We start from the raw sequence: 17,317 nt of genomic DNA, 5'->3' as shown, positions 1-17,317 counted from the left end.
TCCGCTCCCTCAGGCCGCGGTGGGCGCCCCGGGGACACGGCGCTCGCCGCCGTTGTGCTCCTGCCAGAGCCGGTAGACGTCGACCGCGGTGTCGTGCGGCTCGTAGCGCATCGGCAGCCGGCGCTGGTCCCAGTTCTTCGCGAACTCCTCGTAGAAGTTGTCCAGTTCGAAGTACTCGCGGTCGTCCACGTAGTGCGGCTCGTAGGCTCTCGGCGTGTGCCGTGGGGTCGTTGGTCTGGGCGACCCGGTTGGGGCTCTCCGCCAGGATCTCGCCGTCCTTGACGATGACGGTCGCGAACGGGCGGCCGCCCTCGGCGACGTTGCGGCGGGCGATGTCGACGGTGCGCTGTGCGAACTCCATCAGTGGTGTCCTTCCGTGACAGGGGGAGCCGGGGCGGCCGGGCCGGCCGTACCGCCCCGGCGCCGGTCCGATCGGCGTGGATCAGAAGGGCTTGGTGGGCAGGTACTTGCCGTCCAGGGTGATCACCGCGCGCTCGCCGCCCTCGGGGTCGGCGACCTTCTTCACATCCAGCTTGAAGTTGATCGCGGAGATGATGCCGTCACCGAACTGCTCGTGCACCAGGGCCTTGAGCGTGGTGCCGTACACCTGGAGCATCTCGTAGAAGCGGTAGATGGTCGGGTCGGTCGGGATGCCGCCGGGGATCGAGCCGCGGGTCGGGATCGTCTGGAGCAGCACCACCGCGTCGGCGTCCAGGCCGAGCAGCTCGCCGACGGCCCGCGCGGCGGGCTCGGGGAGGGCGTGCTGGCCGAGCAGGGCGGCGGTGGTGAAGGCCACCGACAGGCCGGCCGCGTCCGCGATCTGCTGCCAGGTGAGGTCCTTGCGCGTCTTGGCCTCGACGGCGACGACGGCGAGGGCCTGCCGGGCAGCGGGGTCGAACTGGGCGTGCGGCATGGGGGTTCCTTTCAGGATTCTGGATGCCGGATTCGAGATTCGGATTCCGGATTCGGGCTGCGGGCCGCCGGCTGCGGGCCGGACCGGTGGGTCAGGCCGCGGACGTGGTCGCCCGCGGCTCGGCGGCGACGTTCTCTACGCCACCGGTGGCGATGTCGTAGACCCAGCCGTGCAGGGTGAGAGTGCCTTCGGTCAGGCCGCCGGCGACCGAGGGGTGGGTGACCAGGTTCGCCAGCTGGGCGAGCACGTTCTGGCGGACCAGAGCGGCGACCCGCGGGCGGCGGTGCGGGCGCGGGAGGCGTCCGCGTGCCGCAGCCACTCGGCGACCGCCGGCACCCCGCGCAGGTCGTGGCCCTCGGCGAGGGCCGTCATGGCGCCGCAGCCGGAGTGCCCGCACACCACGATGTCGGACACACCGAGGACGGCCACGGCGTACTCGATGGCCGCGGCCACGGCGTCGGGGCCCGGCGCGTGGGACGGGACGAGGTTGCCCGCGGTGCGGATGACGAACAGCTCACCCGGTTCACTGGCCGTGATCAGCTCCGGGACGACGCGGGCGTCGGAGCAGCCGATGAACAGCGTGTGCGGCGCGTGGTTCTCGGCGAGGTGGGCGAACAGGTCCGCCTTGGCCGGGTGGACATCCCGCTGGAAACGCGTGACGCCCTGGGCGAGATCGCGCACTGGTCACTCCCTTCGGTGGGTTCCGGTCTGCCGGACTCGGTGAATCCACCATGCATGACCTGGGTCTATAGCGTCCAAGACGCAGTACCCATGTCTCCCATTGCCCGCATCTATAATCGGTTCCATGGCCCTGGAACTGCGTCATCTGCGCTATCTGCTCGCCGTGGCCGAGCACGGCAGCTTCACCCGCGCCGCCGAGGACCTGCGCATCTCCCAGCCCACGCTCTCCCAGCAGGTGCGGCAACTGGAGCGGTCCGTGGGGGTGCCGCTGCTGGACCGCACCGGTCGCGGCGTGCGGCTGACCGACGCGGGGGAGACGTACGCCCGTCATGCCCGCCGTGCCCTGCGGGACCTGGCGGCCGCCGAGCGTGCCGTCCAGGACGTCCACGACCTGACCCGCGGCCATCTGCGCCTGGCCGCGACGCCGACGTTCACCGCCTATCTGGTGGGCCCCCTGGTCGCCGAACTGCACGCCCGGCACCCCGGCATCACCCTGAACCTCAAGGAGATGACGCAGGACCGCATCGAGTCGGCCCTGCTCGCCGACGACCTCGACCTGGGCATCGCCTTCTCCGGTGCCCATCTGCCCGGCGTCGTGGCGCAGACCCTGTTCACGGAGACCCTGAGCCTCGTCACGGGCGCCCCCGACCTCGACGCGGCTCGGTCTCAGCCGGTATCCGTGGGCGAGTTGGGTGATCATCAACTAGCCCTGCTGAACGGCGACTTCGCCACCCGCAGCCATATCGACGCCCACTTCGCGGCCCACCGGGTGCAGCCCCGCATCACGGTGGAGGCCAACTCCGTCCAGGCCCTCGTCGAGATCGTGCGGCGCACCCCGATCGCCACCGTGCTTCCCGACGCCATCACCCACGACCACCCGCATCTGCGTCCGGTCCCCCTCGAACCGCCCCTGCCCGAACGCACCGTCACCCTCCTTCGGCGCGGCAGCAGTTACCAGAGCGCCGCCGCCCGCGCCTTCACCCGTCTCACCCAGGACCTCGTCCGGGCCCGCGGCTACATTGATGCCCCGCAGTGACGTCCGGGGCGGAGACCACGACAGGGCGGTGAATAACCCCGAGCTGAGGGGGTTGACCGTCCGGCGCGTTGCGCTACAGTCGACCAGCCCCACCACACGGGTGAGGGACGACGAGAGCGAAAGGAGGGACAAGCCCATGATCCGCATCATCACCGCGCTTGAGTCCTCCCGGGGTACGGACGGTCTCTGACCGACCCGGAGCGGACGGGCGCCTTCACCGGAGTGTGCCTTGACGTTGCATCAGAACGACCTGACCATGCGTCCGATCACCGGACGCGAAGAACTCGACCTCTTCCGCCGACTGCCCTACACCCTCAACGAGGAACTGGCGGACGACCTCGCCGCCGGCCGCCGACGACCCGAATGGATGTGGGTCGCCGTGCGTGGCGACCGTCTGCTGGCCAGGGCCGCCTGGTGGAGCCGGCCGGGCGGCGACGCCCCACTCGTCCTGGACGTCCTCGACATCGACGACAGCATCCCGGCCCCCGGTCGCGTGGACACCGGGGTACGGCTTCTGCGCACCGCGATGGCGGCCACCCTCCCGAACGGGTCGCGGCTCCCCGAGTACAGCCGCTTCCTCCCGCCCGACTGGCGTGAGAACGCGGCGACCAGGAACGTCGTCGAGGAGCGCATGACCGTGGTGGAACGGACCGGTGCCCGGCTCCTCGTCGAACGACTGCGGCTGGAATGGCGCCCCGGATCACCCGTTCCCGAGCCCCGCGGGCGTCTCGCCTTCCGGCCCGTCCACGACGCCGGGGAACTGGTCGCCCTGATGACCTCGGTCCTGGACGGGACACTGGACGCGCACGGCCGGGAGCAGCTGACCCGGATGTCCGCCCACGAAGCGGCCGTCAAGCACTACGAGGAGGAACTCGCCCGCTACAGCAGCCCGCGGGACTGGTGGCGCGTCGCGACCCTGCCCGGCGGAGAGCCCGTGGGATTCGTCGTCCCGGCCCACAACGGCTACAACCCGATCGTCGCCTACATCGCGGTCCTGCCCGCCCACCGGGGCAACGGCTACATCGACGACATCCTCGCCGAGGGCACCCGCGTACTCGCCGCACAGGACGTCCCCCGCATCCGGGCGTCCACGGACCTCGGCAACACCCCCATGGCGCGCGCCTTCCACCGGGCCGGCTACGTCAACTTCGAACGCGAGATCAACATGACCTGGAACTGACCGGTGCGGGGGCGCCCACGAGGATGCCCCCGCACCCCGGTCGGCGGGCCGGTGTTCCTAGGGCCTCTCCCTAGAGGTCGAGGACGACTTCGGTGGCTGGTTCGCTGCAGCAGACCAGGACGGTGCCGGGTTCGGGGAGTTCGAGGGGCGGGGTGGTGTAGGTGATGTCGCCCGCCATGAGGTGGGTGACGCAGGTGTGGCAGACGCCGGTGCGGCAGGACCAGCGGGTGGGAATGTCGCAGGCCTCCGCGAGGTCGAGCAGCGAGGCGTGGGCCGGTGACCAGGGGGTGCTGATGCCGCTGCGGGCGAAGGTGATGAGCGGGCCGGAGCCCGGGGGACCGGGCGGCTGGTGCGGCCGGACGGCGGCGGTGGGCGTGACGCCGGGGTTGATGGCGGGCAGGGCGCTGAACTGTTCCGTGTGGATCCGTTCGGCCCGTAGACCGCGGTCGCGCAGGTAGCCGCCGAGGTCGTCCATGAAGGCGGTCGGTCCGCAGAGGTAGGCGTCGGCGTCGGCGGGGATGCCCAGGGCCGTGAGCGCCGGGGCGGTCGGGTGGCCCCGGGTGATGTGCCGCTCGCCCGGGGGCGGGGCCTCGGAGGTGTAGAAGATGTGTTCGTGGGCGTCGGGGAGTCGGGCCAGGAGTGTGTGGGCCTCGTTCGCGAACGCGTGGTGGGCGCGGTCGTGCGCGGTGTGGATCCACCAGACGCCGCGTGGGTCTCGTACGGCGGCGAGCCGGTGGAGCATCGCGAGCACGGGAGTGGCACCGATGCCCGCGGAGACGAGGACGATCGGGCGGGTGCCTGCTTCAAGTACGAACGTTCCCCGGGGACTTGCGATGTCCACCAGGTCCCCGGGGTGGAGCGTGGCATGGATGTAGCCGCTGACCTTTCCGCAGGACTCGTGCTTGACGCTGATGCGGTAGGTGCGGTCGGTGGGCGTGGAGGACAGGGAGTAGCTGCGCACCGTGGGGACGCCGTCGCCGACGGAGAGCCGGATGGAGAGGTACTGGCCGGGGCGGGCCTCGGGCAGCGGCGCGCCGTCGGCGCTGTCGAGGTAGACCGACGAGATGTCGGCGGTCTCCGGGACGATGCGGGCCACGCGCATGCTCTTGAAGCCCGGCCACCCCGGCTCCTGCCTGGACTGCCGTGTGCTCGCGCGCTCGTCCGGCCATCCGGGTTCCTGCTGGGGCTGCTGAGCGGCGGCGAGTTCGCGGAAGGACTGCCGCCAGCCGGGGCTGAGCGCAGGGATGCCGAGCGCCTTGCGCAGTTTCGCGGGGTCGCGGTCGGGGAGGTAGAGCAGCGCGTCGGTGTCGGCCACGCTGAGTTCCTCCGGCCCCTTGCGGACGAGGGTGATCCCGTCGCCGGCCTGGACGTGCCCCTCGGTGAGCACGCGCAGGTAGAAGCCGGGGCGGTGGTGGGCGACCAGCAGGGACGCCATGGTGGGTTCGCCGAGGCGCATGCCGACGCGGTAGCAGGTGACGCGGGGCTGGGTGACCTCGAACTCGGCCTCACCGATGCGGTACCGGTCACCGATGCACACTTCGTCGTCGGGCAGTCCCTCGACGGTGAAGTTCTCCCCGAACATCCCGAAGCTCAGATCGTCGCGACCGAGATGCTTCTGCCAGTACCGGTAGGACTCCGACTGGTAGACGAGGACGGCACGGATCTCGCCGCCGTGCCCGGCCAGATCCCCTTGACCGTCTCCGTCGACGTTGAGCCGCCGGACCAGGCGGGGACCTTCGACGGGAGCCTTCCAGGCTCCGGTGTGGACGGTCCTTCCCTGCCATGAGACGTCCGTGGGCATTCCCACGTTCACGGACAGCAGCGTCGCCATCGCGGACCTCCTGCGGGGTGGTCGGCCGGGGCGGCATCCGGGGCAGCCCCTCATGGCGCTGTGATCTGTGCGCTGGGATCGATCCTAGTTCGTGCACCGGCAGGGGGCGCGTCCGCCTGCGGGGAAGGCCGAGGGGCGCGGGCAGAGGCAGCCGGCAGAGGCAGCAGACAAAGGCAAAGCCGCGGCAGACAAAAGCAAAGGCAAGGAGCGCCCGCTCCTTGCCACTCTCAACTTATAGCGCACCCGGGGTCTTGCGGCAAGGCCCGGGTCGTCCTGCAGAATCTCCGGTCGAAGCCAGAAGCTGCGGAAATAAGTGATTTGTGAAATGCGTGCTCTTTGTCGATGTGCGCGTGCACGCGCCGCCGGACCACGCGGAGTGGCCGGCCGGCGAAACCCTCTCTCCCTGGACGGGCGATTTGATGACGGACGTGATCGTGGTCGGCGGCGGACCGACCGGCTTGATGCTGGCCGGCGAGTTGCGGCTGCACGGCGTGCACGTGGTCGTGCTGGAGAAGCTGACCGAGCCGACCGGGCAGTCCCGCGGACGCGGCCTGCACGCGCGCAGCGTCGAGATGATGGACCAGCGCGGTCTGCTGGAGCGGTTCCTCGCGGTCAGCGAGAAGTTCCAGGCCGGCGGTCTCTTCGGCGGCATCGTCAAGCCGTGGCCGGACCGGCTGGACACGGCACACCCGTACGGCCTCGCCACCCCGCAGCCGGTCACCGAGCGGCTGCTCGAAGACCGCGCCCTCGAACTCGGCGCCGAGATCCGGCGCGGCCACCAAGTGGTGGGCCTGAGCCAGGACGAGGACGCGGTGACCGTCGAACTGGCCGACGGCACGCGCCTGCGCTCGCGCTACCTCGTCGGCTGCGACGGCGGGCGCAGCACCGTGCGCAAACTGCTCGGTGTCGGCTTCCCCGGCGAACCCGCCAGGATCGAGACCCTGCTGGGCGACATGGAGGCGACCGAGGATCCGGCGACGGTCGCCGCCGTCGTCACCGAGGTCCGCAGGACCCACCTGCGGTTCGGCGCCATCCCCGACGTGGACGGGCGCGAGGGGGTGTACCGCATCATCGTGCCCGCCGACGGGGTGGCCGAGGACCGTACGGCCCCGCCGACGCTCGACGAGTTCAAGGAGCGGTTGCGGGCGGTCGCGGGCACCGACTTCGGGGCGCACTCGCCGCGCTGGCTGTCCCGGTTCGGCGACGCCACCCGGCAGGCCGAGCGCTACCGGGTGGGCCGGGTCCTGCTGGCCGGCGACGCGGCGCACATCCATCCGCCGACCGGCGGGCAGGGGCTCAACCTCGGCGTGCAGGACGCGTTCAACCTGGGCTGGAAGCTGGCCGCCGAGGTCAACGGCTGGGCACCGGACGGGCTGTTGGACAGCTACCACACCGAACGGCACCCGGTGGGCGCGCGGGTGCTGGAGAACACCCGCGCGCAGATCACGCTGCTCGGCACCGATCCGGGCGCGACCGCGCTGCGGGAGCTGTTCTCGAAGCTCATGGACTTCGAGGAGGTGAACCGGTACGTGACCGGGATCATCACCGCGGTGGAGGTCCGCTACGACATCGGCGACGGCCACGAACTGCTCGGCCGGCGACTGCGGGACGTGCGGCTGAAGCGAGGGCGCCTCTACGAGCTGATGCACGGCGGACGCGGGCTGCTGCTCGACCGGACCGGCCGGCTGTCGGTGGCGGGCTGGGCGGACCGGGTCGACCATGTCGTCGACGTCAGCGAGGAGTTGGACGTGCCCGCGGTACTGCTGCGGCCCGACGGCCATGTGGCGTGGGCCGGCGAGGACCAGCAGGATCTGCTCGACCGGCTCCCCAAGTGGTTCGGCGAACCCGTCAGTTGAGCGCGCTCACTCGGCTGCCACGTCGCGGGTGCGCTGGTAGTGGCGCCGCGCCTTCATGCGGTTGCCGCAGACGGCCATCGAACACCAGCGGGCCCTGTTGGTCTTGCTGCGGTCGATGAGGAAGCGCCGGCAGTCGGGGTTGGCGCACGGCCGCAGCCGTCCGGGCATCGTCCGCTGAACCGCGCCCCACGCCAGCACCGCTTCCACCGCAATCCGGCGCTCCGGAGGGGCGTCCAGCTTCCACGACAACCCCTCGGGCGACACGTCAGGCCTGGAGGTGACGCCCTTCAGGAGCGGGCCCAGCGTCGTGGCGGACCGGGCGCCGCGCACCACGTCCTGGAGGGCGTCGCGTGCCTGGACGAGGCTGCGCAGCTCGTCCGCCGTTCCGCTGCCGCCGTGGGCCCGCTGCCAGGACCTGGCCGCTTCCGCGTCCGCCAGCTCGTCCTGGACGGCACCGCCGACAACCGGCGTGCTGTTGAGGAGATCCAGCAGCGCGTCCTGCCGCTCCCGCTCGCTCACCATCGCATCCCCTGACCGAATGGGCTCGCTTGACAGGTTACACGCGCCGCGATCGCCGACGGAGGTGGAGTAGACAGTGTCTACGTGATGGTGGTAGACACTGTCTATGGCTGAGGCGAGCTCTCTGCGGGAGCGGTTGATCGATGCCGGTGTGTACCTCGTGCTCACCGAAGGCTCCGCGTCCGTGGGACTGCGGGAGACAGCACGTCGAGCGGGGGTGTCGCACGGGGCGCCGCGCCGGTACTTCCCCACGCACCACGCGCTGCTGTCGGCCATCGCCCGCCGCGGCTTCGAGGACCTCGGGGCCCGGTTCGAGGCCGCGGTCGCCGACGCGACCACGGCGCGCGCCCAGTTGGAGGCCGTCGCGCGGGCGTACGTCGGGTACGCGCTGGAGCGCCGCGGCATGTTCGAGCTGATGTTCCGGCATGACCTGCTCGACAGCGGGCCGCAGGCGCCGGACCAGCAGCGGCTGCGCCGAACGACCCTCCCGCTGTTCGAGCACATGACCCAGCTCGTCGCCCGATGCCGGGCGGAGCGCGACGGCACGCAGGAGGGCGGCGGGCCCGACGACTTCGCACCGCCGCCCGCCGTGACCACCGCCGCCCTGTGGTCGAACCTGCACGGGATGGCCCAGTTGTGGGCCTGGGGCAGCCTGCGACTCGCCCTCGGGTCCCCACCGCCGGACGGCGGTCCCGAAGACGATCAGTGCGACCGGCTCGTCGCGACCGTCGTGGCCGCCCACCTCGGCCCGGTGACCTCATGACCACATCCGCCCAGCGGCGGCTCGCGCTCCTGGTCAGCGCGGCCGGCGCGGTGATCGTCGCACTGGACGGCACCGTCCTGCTCCTGGCGCAGCCCAGCCTCCAGCGGGATCTCGGCGCGAGCATCGCCGAGATCCAGTGGACGAGCACCGGCTACCTGGTCGCGGTGGTCGCGTTACTCGTGATCGCCGGGCGCCTGGGCGACCGGTACGGGCATCCGCGCCTGCTGCTCGTCGGCGTCCTCGGTTTCGGGGCCGCCTCGGCCGGGATCGCGCTCGCGCCGAACGTCGGCTGGGTGACGGCCCTGCGTGTGGTGCAGGGCGGGTTCGGCGCGCTGCTGCAACCCGCGACGCTCGCGCTGCTGCGGCAGGCGTACCCGGCGGAACGGCTCGGCACGGCGATCGCCATCCGTACCAGTGCGATCGCGGTCGCGGCGGGATCCGGGCCGATCCTCGGCGGTCTGCTCGTGGGGCACCTGGGCTGGCGTGCCGTGTTCTGGGTCAACGTGCCCGTCGCGTTCGCCATCGCCACCCTCGTCCTCGCCGTGCGGACGCCCGTACCCGAACGTGCCGACTCCTCACGCCTCGACGTCAACGGCGCGGGCCTGCTCGCGCTCGCGCTCGCGGTCCTCGTGCACGCCCTGGCCGCAGTGCCCGAGCGGGGCTGGACCGCGGCGCCTACACTGCTCGAACTCCTCGCCGTAGCAGGCATATTGGCGGTGCTCGCCCGGCACGAACGGCGCGCCACGCACCCGATCGTCCCGCCGGCCGTGGCGCGGTCCGCACCCGTGACGGCCTCGATGGCCGTCCTGCTGGTCACGTCCGCCGGCCTGTTCGGATCGTTGTTCAGGGCCACGTTCTACCTCCAGGACACTCTCCGCCTCGACCCGCTCACCTGCGGTCTGCGCGTCCTTCCGCTGACCGTGCTCATGGTCCTCGGCTCGCCCGCCGCGAGCGCGGCGCTGCGCCGATACGGTGCGCGCCACACCGCGACCGCGGGCACTGCCCTGGTCGTGGTCGGCATCGCCGCGCTGTCCCGGCTCGAAGCGGACAGCCCGTGGATCGTCATGGGCACGGCCTTCGCCGTCATCGGCGCCGGGTTCGCCGCGGTAATGGTCACCGCCACGGGGACCGTGGTCGGCGACGCGCCGCCGGGGTACGCGGGAGTCGTCGGGGGGCTCAAGCAGACCGCCATGAACATCGGGCCGACCCTCGGCATCGCCGTCGCGGCCGGCGCGACCGGGTCCGCCGTCGCGTCGATGAGTTCCGCCCTGCTGGTCCTGGCCGCACTCACCGCCCTCGGTCTGCTTCCCGCAGCGCGACTGCCCCAGCGTCACCTAACCCGTAAAAGTGTCTTAACTGGTTAGAGGGGAGGTGTTCGACTGGAGTGACAGCGTCCGAAACTCGAGAGATGGGTGAGAGGCATGGTCTTCGCAGTCCACCACCGCACGGCCACCGTCGACGGTCTCGACGTCTTCTACCGGGAGGCCGGCGATCCACGGGCCCCCGTGGTCGTACTCCTGCACGGCTTCCCGACCAGTTCGCACATGTTCCGCCACCTGATCCCGGCGCTCGCGGACCGGTACCGCGTGATCGCCCCCGACCACATCGGCTTCGGCCAGTCGGCGATGCCCTCCCCGCAGGACTTCCCGTACACCTTCGACGCCCTTACCGAGACCACCTCCGGGCTGCTCCAGCGGCTGGGCGTCGACCGGTTCGCGATGTACGTGCACGACTACGGTGCCCCCATCGGCTGGCGTCTCGCCCTCCAGGCCCCGGACCGCGTCACCGCGATCATCACCCAGAACGGCAACGCCTACGACGAGGGCTTCGTCAAGCCCTTCTGGGACGGCCTCTTCGCCTACGCCAAGGCACCCGGGCCGAACACCGAGGCCCCCGTACGAGGCGCCCTGACCCGCGACGTCACACGCCGGCAGTACGTCAACGGGGTGGCGGATCCCAGCCTGGTCAGCCCCGACAACTGGGTCCACGACCAGGCCCTGCTGGACCGGCCGGGCAACGACGAGATCCAGCTGAGGCTCTTCCGTGACTATCCCTCGAACGTGGACCTCTACCCCCGGGTCCAGCGCTACTTCCGGGACTCCCAGGTGCCGCTGCTGGCGGTCTGGGGAGCCAACGACGAGATCTTCGGCCCCGAGGGTGCCACGGCGTTCGGCCGGGACCTGCCCGACGCCGAGATCCACCTGATCGAGTCAGGGCACTTCGCTCTGGAGAGCCACCTCGACACCATCGCCGGGCACATCCGCGACTTCCTCGGCCGCGTCCTCGCCTGACGCGGCCGACCGCTCCTCGCGGGTGGCGGCGAAGCGCTTGCGGTACCGGCTCGGACCGCCCCGACACGACGTTCGGGAACATCGAGGCCGAGGTACTGGCCCACTACGTCCCCGGCTTCCGGCGCACCGACTTCCCTCTCCCGTACTCCGGAATGAGACGGAGCCGACACTGTCCGCATTCCCTCCGCCCGGCTCAGCTCGATAGGGTGCCGTTAAGGGTTGGCAAAGAAACAACCAAGTCGGACGACAGGGAGCACGACAGTGGGCGCTGCGCGCATGAGTGGTACGCCGTTGCCGGGAATAGGGGTCCGCTACGACCTCACCACGCGAGAACAGCGCCGTCTGTCCGTGGTCGCACACCGGGACGGAACACGGACCCTGAGCGCGTACCGCGAGGACGATCCCGACGCCTGCGCCCTGTCCGTGCGGATGACCGCCGGGGAGACGGCGGCCGTAATTGACGCGCTCATGCCGTCCCACCACAGCCCCAACCTGCTGTCGACGACCGAGTTGGGACTGGTGGCGGAGCGCGTCGAACTGTCGGCCACCTCGTACTGGAACGGGCGGGTGCTGGGGGAGACCCGGATGCGCACCGAGACCGGCGTGTCGATCGTGGCGGTGCTGCGGAGGGCCGAGGCGATCCCGTCCCCCGGGCCCGACCTCCGGCTGGCGGGCGGGGACACCCTGATCGTGATCGGTACGCGCGAGGGCGCCGATGCCGCCGCGGCGATACTCGGTCGGGAGTGATCGCGTGCACTCGTCCGCTGTCTTTCTGATCGAGTTCGGCGCGATCATCCTCGGCCTGGGCCTGCTGGGGCGGTTCGCCGGGCGCTTCCAGTTCTCGCCCATCCCCCTGTACCTGCTCGCCGGGCTCGCCTTCGGCCAGGGCGGACTGCTCCCGCTGGACACCAGTGAGGAGTTCGTCGCCATCGGCGCCGAGATCGGCGTCATCCTGCTGCTGCTCATGCTGGGCCTTGAGTACACCGCCAGTGACCTGGTCTCCAACCTCAAGACCCAGTACTCGGCCGGGCTCGTCGACGCCACGCTCAACGCCCTGCCAGGCGCCGCCATGGCGTTGCTGCTGGGCTGGGGGCCGGTCGCGGCCGTCGTCCTTGCCGGGGTGACCTGGATCTCCTCGTCCGGTGTGATCGCCAAGGTCCTGGGCGATCTGGGCCGGCTGGGAAACCGGGAGACGCCGGTGATCCTCAGCATCCTGGTCCTCGAGGACCTGTCCATGGCCGTGTACCTGCCGATCATCACCGCCCTGCTGGCCGGCGCGGGGCTGGCGGCGGGCAGCGTCACGCTGGCCATCGCCCTCGGTGTCGCCGCGCTGGTGCTGCTGGTGGCGGTGCGGTTCGGACGGCACATCTCGCGCTTCGTCTCCAACGACGACCCCGAGAAGCTGCTGCTGGTCGTGCTGGGCCTGACCCTGCTGGTCGCGGGGCTCGCCCAGCAGTTGCAGGTCTCGGCCGCCGTGGGCGCGTTCCTGGTCGGCATCGCCCTGTCCGGCGAGGTGGCGGAGGGCGCGCACAACCTCCTGGCCCCGTTGCGCGACCTGTTCGCGGCGGTGTTCTTCGTGTTCTTCGGACTGCACACCGACCCGCAGTCCATTCCGCCGGTGCTGCTGCCCGCGCTCGCCCTGGCCGTCGTCACCGCCCTGACCAAGATCGCCACCGGCTACTGGGCCGCCAAGCGGGCCGGTGTCTCCGTCAAGGGCCGCTGGCGCGCGGGCGGCACGCTGGTCGCCCGGGGCGAGTTCTCCATCGTCATCGCCGGGCTCGCGGTCACGGCCGGGATCGAACCCGACCTCGGTCCGCTGGCCACGGCGTACGTGCTGATCCTTGTCATCATCGGCCCGCTCACCGCTCGCTACACCGAACCGGTGGCCCGACGCCTGACGGGCCTGCTCGGCAGGTCCGCCCCGGCGGGCGGCGCACCGGCCGAGGGCTGGGCGCCGGGGGCCGGGCCGCAGGAGAAGGTGGCCGATCAGGACACGGTCGGCCGGTCGTGAGTCAGGACCGGCCGATCAGGAGTGGGGCGGTCGGCCGGTCCCGGTCCGGTGGCCCGGCGGGCCGCCGCAGTCAGGAACGGGGCGGGGGAACCCGCTGTCTGCGCGGACCGCGCCGGGGGTCGCACAGTTCTCCGGCCATACCGGCCAGGACCATGCCGGTGACGATGAGCAGTCCGTGGGCCAGAGTGATGCCGGTGCCCAGCACCAGCAGGGCGAAGGTGAGCAGCAGCCAGGCCCGGGTGCGCCGGTACTCGCGTGGCGGGCAGGGGCGGCCGGCCCGGAGGGCGCGGGCGAACCGGGGATCGTCCCGGTACACGCGAGCCGCGATCTCGCCGAGCAGCTTGTCATCGGTTCCGGGCATGACGCGCTCCTCCCGGCACGCGACGGCGGGCGGGAGCCACGGCACGGCGGCACGGGCCGTACGGTCGGAAGCCCACACCCCGCGACCGGGCAGGCCGCCGTGGCACTGCCGCCATCGGTGCCGGGCTCCTCTCGTGACTCGACTGGACTCGACGGACTCGCGGCTTCCCCCGACTCCGGGGCACCGGGGCCCGAGCACGCGGCAACGGCCGGCCGCACGCCGGTACGACCGTCGAAAGGGGTCGCGTACACCCTCGCCCGCGGCCGCGATGTGCCGCCATCGGGTCCGACACCCATTTACGGGCGGACCCGACGCCCACAGACGGCACGGAATGGGTGCCGGAACCGATGGACCGGCCAGGATGCGGGCCGCCGCGGCTCAGGCCGCGGCCAGGGGCTCGGCGCCGTGCGCGTCGTGGAGCACGCGGCAGACCTCACCGACCACCCTGGCGTGCATCGGCAGTGAGACATGGCCGACGGCCCGCACGGCGACGTTGCGTATCCGAAGGTCGGGGTGGACCAGCCGGGCGTTGGCGGCAGGGACGATCAGCTCGTCGAGGTCGCTGTGGAACGCCACGAAGCGGGTCCCGCAGCCGGAGGCGGGCTCGGCGAGTTCCGCGAGCACGTCGCTGCCCGGGCGCAGTTGCCGGATCGCCCGCAGGGGCAGAGGCAGCGTCGCGGCCAGCGTGCCGGTGTGGGGGGCGCCCAGGGTGACCAGTGTGTGCACCCGGGCGTCGCCGCCCATGCGCTGCACGTAGTAGCGGGCGACCACGCCGCCGAGACTGTGTCCTATCACGTGGACGCGCTCGTGCCCGCTGCCCTCGCAGACCCGTTCCACCTGGTCCGCCAGCAGGCGCGCGGCGCTGCGGACGTCGTTGTTCAGCCAGTTGTAGTTCAGCACGGCGACCCGGCGGAAGCCCGCCTGCCGCAGGCCGCGCCTCATGACGTGGAAGATCGCGCGGTTGCTGCACAAGCCGTGCACCAGCAGGACCGGGCTGTCGGTGGAGAGGGCCGGAAGGGCCACAGTGCTGTCCGAAGGCGCCACCGGCCAGGATCCGGGACCGCGGCGTTGCCGGCCCTCGCCGAAGCCGGACGGGTACAGGGCCAGCGCCGCGACGATCGCGGCCACCTCGACGGCGGCGCCGAACACGGCTCCGGTCAGAGTGCGGACGGGGAGCGGGCTTACGCGAATCATGGGCGACTCCTCACGCCGCCAGGGGCACGCGCTGCCGGAACCACGCGACGGAACACGCCTCGCCGCACGGAGAAGGCTCCGCTCCGAGCCCGCGCCCGAAGGCCGCCGCCGAACGGAGACCGGCCGTACAAGCCGTCCGCTCAAACGGATTGCGGGGACGTTAAGCCGAAGATTCCGCTGTCAGCAATGGTTAGGTGGCCGACCTCACACGCGGATCACGAGCGGCAACCGGACGACTGCGGCGAGAGCATCCTCTTGACGGCTGCGGAGGGCGCCGCACGCGGCCGAAGGGCCGAAGACCGTGCGCACGGTCTTCGGCCCTTCGGTGCAACGGCCACACCCGCTGTGACGGCGGTGGCGGAGGATGCCGTTCGCCTCCGCGTCACAGCACTGCTTCAGGGGCGGGTCAGCGGCGGCCGGGGAAGTGGTGCCGGTCGCCGTACCAGCCGTGGTGGTGCCGGTACCAGGGCCGGTTGTTGTACCAGCCGTGGTGCCAGGCCCGGTTCCGGTCGCGGTCGCCGAAGTGACCGTGACGGCCGTCGCGGTCGCCGCGGTCGTGGTCGTGGTCGATCCTGAAGAGGTCCGCCCGCTGGCTCTGCGGGAGGTTCCTCGCGCCGTCGTGGTCCGCGCCGGCCGCCAGGGCCGGCAGGGCGGCCGCGCCGACGAGGGCGCCCGAAGCCACACAGGTGGCGATCAGGCGGAGCGCCGTACGAGAAACAGACATGAATCCCCTCACGGTCATGCACACCCGCCCTGGTTGGCCGGGCGCGCGGTCCGAATTCCCGGCTTGGTGCCGGGACGCCACACTGTGGCCCTCCACGACGACAGCAGATCGCCAAACCGATTCGTGTTACGAAACGCGGATATATCCGTAACTCTCCCTTGTACGGAGCATCGATCGGGGGAGTGCGCGGGCCACCTGGCGGTTTCGCCGCCTCTCCTCCCGCGAATGGCCGAAGGCCTTCCGTAACAACGGCGCGACCCCCTGTCGGGGACCCGTTCCCGGCGGCGCACGCGGCCGTTGCGACCCTCGCGAAAGGGTGGGTGGCGGGTGTTCCGAAGGGTGAGCCCGTCCTGGAGGCGAGCTGACGACCACGGCGACGACGCGTGCGGCGCGAGTCCGAATCCGGACGCCTGTACAAGCTGAAGCAGATCACCGGCAGGAGCGCCGTCGCCTCGGGCCAGGTCGCCCAGGTGCGGTGGGACCGCCTCAAGGACGCCACCGCCTATGCCTGGTTCGTGACGGCGCGCTCCTCCGGCGGCGGCGTGACCGCCTCCCAGCCGGCCGTCTTCGTCACCAGGGACGCCGACGGCCGCCCCGGCAGGCTGAGCGACAGCTCGCCGCTGTCGGCCTGGTTCGACCACCGGTGACGTCCCGCCGCCGGTGACGTCGGACCGTATGTGACAGCCGGCCGCCCCGGACCCCGGTCCGGGGCGGCCCTCCTCCCGCATTGGAGGCACCAGACCATGCGCCGGCTGTACGTCCTCCCCCTGCTCCTCTTCTTCCTCCTCCCGGGAAGCGTCCCGGCCTCGGCACACGACGCCACCACCACGGCCCACGCCCGGCTGACCGGCGAGGGCACACACGTCACGGCCGAACTCGAACTCGAATACGACCTGCTGATGAAGTCGGCGTGGCTCCACGCCGAGGCCTACGAGGCCAGGGGGCGTACCGAGCGGCTCCACCAACTCGCGGTCAACCACGACGCGGTGACCGAGTACGTCACCGAGCGGTTCGCCGTGGCCCACGACGACAAGCCCTGCACACCGTCCATGGCCGACCGCGCGGACATACGTGTCCGGGGCGGCAAGGCCTTCGCGGTGCTGACCCTCGCCTACGACTGCGCGGGCGGCGGAGGCGAGCACACCGTCTCCAGCGCCCTCTTTCCCGACCAGGAGTCGTTCGTGCACAGCACCAAGACCCTGGTCACCTACGAGCTCGACGGCAGGGAGGGCTCAGTGGTCCTCTCCGCCGCCGACCCGACGCTGCGCACCGCCCAGCGCCGAACGGGCCACCAGGTCGGGGAGTTCTTCCTCCTCGGCACCGGGCATCTGCTGTTCGGCCTCGACCATGTGCTCCTCCTGACCGCCCTTGTCATGGGCGCGCGCCGGCTGCGTGACGTCCTCGTCACCGCCACCGCCTTCACCGCCGCCCACAGCATCACGTTCCTCCTGGCGGCGCTCGGCGTGGTGGATGTGCCCGGCGCCCTCGTCGAGCCGGTCATCGCGGCGTCGATCGTCGTCGTGGCGGTCGCCAACCTCCTGGGGAGGGGCGAGGACGGACTGGGCAAGTGGCGGCTCCCGGTGGTCTTCGCCTTCGGCCTGATCCACGGACTGGGCTTCGCCGGCGCGCTCGACATCCGCGAACCGGGATCGTGGGGACTGCTGCTGCCGCTGCTGAGCTTCAACGTCGGCATCGAGGCCGCCCAACTGGCCGTCATCGCCGTCCTCTTCCCGTTGCTGGCCCTGGCCCGCCGGACGCCCGCGGCCCGTTGGGTGGCCGTCACGCTGACGGCAGTCATCGTGACGGTCGGCCTGTACTGGTTCCTGGACCGTGTCTGGGGCCCAGCGGGCCCGCTGGGCTCCGCCTGAAGTCTTGGAGCACCCTTCGGTGCGCCCGGATGCTGACCGAGGGGCACGCCGGTCCACCGTGAAATTGACTGTTGACACCTCATTCACGT

17 protein-coding genes and 2 pseudogenes are annotated in these 17,317 nt (G+C 71.5%); 10 read left to right on the top strand and 9 right to left on the bottom strand.

Annotation, left to right across the window (positions count from 1 at the left end; genetic code table 11):
- Positions 1–9: 9 nt before the first annotated feature.
- The 4 genes and pseudogenes from ACIOWN_RS26630 to ACIOWN_RS26615 form a co-directional block, all read right to left on the bottom strand.
- A complete protein-coding gene (locus ACIOWN_RS26630) occupies positions 10–189 on the bottom strand; it encodes a hypothetical protein (RefSeq protein WP_362348983.1) in 180 nt (59 codons plus the stop codon).
- Between the two features lie 73 nt (positions 190–262).
- Positions 263–361: pseudogene (locus ACIOWN_RS26625) on the bottom strand (nucleoside deaminase); the annotation flags it as partial.
- Positions 362–442: 81 nt separating this feature from the next.
- Positions 443–913 carry a cyanase gene (gene cynS, locus ACIOWN_RS26620; protein ID WP_401983519.1) on the bottom strand — a complete coding sequence of 157 codons (471 nt, stop codon included), beginning with the start codon at positions 911–913 and terminating at the stop codon, positions 443–445.
- 91 nt (positions 914–1,004) lie between these two features.
- Positions 1,005–1,594, bottom strand: a pseudogene (locus ACIOWN_RS26615) (carbonic anhydrase).
- Positions 1,595–1,718: 124 nt separating this feature from the next.
- Here ACIOWN_RS26615 and cynR point away from each other — a divergent pair.
- Positions 1,719–2,630: a transcriptional regulator CynR gene (cynR, locus tag ACIOWN_RS26610; RefSeq protein ID WP_401983518.1), complete on the top strand. Its 912-nt coding sequence runs from the start codon at positions 1,719–1,721 to the stop codon at positions 2,628–2,630.
- 256 nt (positions 2,631–2,886) lie between these two features.
- Positions 2,887–3,810: a GNAT family N-acetyltransferase gene (locus ACIOWN_RS26605; RefSeq protein ID WP_401983573.1), complete on the top strand. Its 924-nt coding sequence runs from the start codon at positions 2,887–2,889 to the stop codon at positions 3,808–3,810.
- Between the two features lie 70 nt (positions 3,811–3,880).
- Here ACIOWN_RS26605 and ACIOWN_RS26600 read toward each other — a convergent pair whose 3' ends face one another.
- Positions 3,881–5,641 carry an MOSC and FAD-binding oxidoreductase domain-containing protein gene (locus ACIOWN_RS26600; RefSeq protein WP_362348979.1) on the bottom strand — a complete coding sequence of 587 codons (1,761 nt, stop codon included), beginning with the start codon at positions 5,639–5,641 and terminating at the stop codon, positions 3,881–3,883.
- Between the two features lie 419 nt (positions 5,642–6,060).
- On the opposite strand from ACIOWN_RS26600, the gene rox reads away from it, so the two are divergent.
- Positions 6,061–7,497 carry a rifampin monooxygenase gene (gene rox / locus ACIOWN_RS26595; RefSeq protein WP_362348978.1) on the top strand — a complete coding sequence of 479 codons (1,437 nt, stop codon included), beginning with the start codon at positions 6,061–6,063 and terminating at the stop codon, positions 7,495–7,497.
- Between the two features lie 6 nt (positions 7,498–7,503).
- Here rox and ACIOWN_RS26590 read toward each other — a convergent pair whose 3' ends face one another.
- Complete coding sequence (locus tag ACIOWN_RS26590; protein ID WP_362348977.1) at positions 7,504–8,019, bottom strand: CGNR zinc finger domain-containing protein; 516 nt, start codon at positions 8,017–8,019, stop codon at positions 7,504–7,506.
- 103 nt (positions 8,020–8,122) lie between these two features.
- On the opposite strand from ACIOWN_RS26590, the gene ACIOWN_RS26585 reads away from it, so the two are divergent.
- The 5 genes from ACIOWN_RS26585 (at position 8,123) to ACIOWN_RS26565 (ending at position 13,081) form a co-directional block, all read left to right on the top strand.
- Positions 8,123–8,779: a TetR/AcrR family transcriptional regulator gene (locus ACIOWN_RS26585; RefSeq protein ID WP_401983517.1), complete on the top strand. Its 657-nt coding sequence runs from the start codon at positions 8,123–8,125 to the stop codon at positions 8,777–8,779.
- Positions 8,776–10,143 (top strand): MFS transporter, encoded by a 1,368-nt coding sequence (locus tag ACIOWN_RS26580; protein WP_362348974.1) that lies wholly within the window; start codon positions 8,776–8,778, stop codon positions 10,141–10,143. Before ACIOWN_RS26585 ends, ACIOWN_RS26580 begins: the two co-directional genes overlap by 4 nt.
- 57 nt (positions 10,144–10,200) lie before the next feature.
- The gene (locus tag ACIOWN_RS26575) at positions 10,201–11,070 is read left to right on the top strand and encodes an alpha/beta hydrolase (RefSeq protein ID WP_362348972.1); all 870 of its coding nucleotides are present in this window, start codon (positions 10,201–10,203) and stop codon (positions 11,068–11,070) included.
- Between the two features lie 276 nt (positions 11,071–11,346).
- Positions 11,347–11,817: a TrkA C-terminal domain-containing protein gene (locus tag ACIOWN_RS26570; RefSeq protein ID WP_326806421.1), complete on the top strand. Its 471-nt coding sequence runs from the start codon at positions 11,347–11,349 to the stop codon at positions 11,815–11,817.
- 4 nt (positions 11,818–11,821) lie between these two features.
- Entirely contained in the window at positions 11,822–13,081 is a 1,260-nt protein-coding gene (locus ACIOWN_RS26565) for a cation:proton antiporter (RefSeq protein WP_401983515.1), read from the top strand.
- 70 nt (positions 13,082–13,151) lie between these two features.
- On the opposite strand, the gene ACIOWN_RS26560 is transcribed toward ACIOWN_RS26565, so the two are convergent.
- From ACIOWN_RS26560 to ACIOWN_RS26550, 3 genes are all read right to left on the bottom strand, one after another.
- The gene (locus ACIOWN_RS26560) at positions 13,152–13,442 is read right to left on the bottom strand and encodes a DUF3040 domain-containing protein (protein ID WP_100570919.1); all 291 of its coding nucleotides are present in this window, start codon (positions 13,440–13,442) and stop codon (positions 13,152–13,154) included.
- 378 nt (positions 13,443–13,820) lie between these two features.
- A complete protein-coding gene (locus ACIOWN_RS26555; protein ID WP_362348968.1) occupies positions 13,821–14,636 on the bottom strand; it encodes an alpha/beta fold hydrolase in 816 nt (271 codons plus the stop codon).
- A 406-nt stretch (positions 14,637–15,042) separates the two neighbouring features.
- Positions 15,043–15,360, bottom strand: a complete 318-nt coding sequence (locus ACIOWN_RS26550; protein ID WP_401983513.1) for a hypothetical protein — start codon at positions 15,358–15,360, stop codon at positions 15,043–15,045.
- A gap of 383 nt (positions 15,361–15,743) precedes the next feature.
- On the opposite strand from ACIOWN_RS26550, the gene ACIOWN_RS26545 reads away from it, so the two are divergent.
- Both ACIOWN_RS26545 and ACIOWN_RS26540 read left to right on the top strand, forming a co-directional pair.
- The gene (locus tag ACIOWN_RS26545; RefSeq protein ID WP_362348965.1) at positions 15,744–16,007 is read left to right on the top strand and encodes a hypothetical protein; all 264 of its coding nucleotides are present in this window, start codon (positions 15,744–15,746) and stop codon (positions 16,005–16,007) included.
- A 96-nt stretch (positions 16,008–16,103) separates the two neighbouring features.
- Positions 16,104–17,228, top strand: a complete 1,125-nt coding sequence (locus ACIOWN_RS26540) for a HupE/UreJ family protein (RefSeq protein ID WP_401983511.1) — start codon at positions 16,104–16,106, stop codon at positions 17,226–17,228.
- Positions 17,229–17,317 lie beyond the last annotated feature (89 nt).

It is taken from the genome of Streptomyces sp. NPDC087787, from assembly GCF_044743035.1.
Classification (GTDB): Bacteria; Actinomycetota; Actinomycetes; order Streptomycetales; family Streptomycetaceae; genus Streptomyces.
Note: the sequence above shows the minus strand (reverse complement) of the source record. Positions and strands in the feature narration are given on the sequence as shown.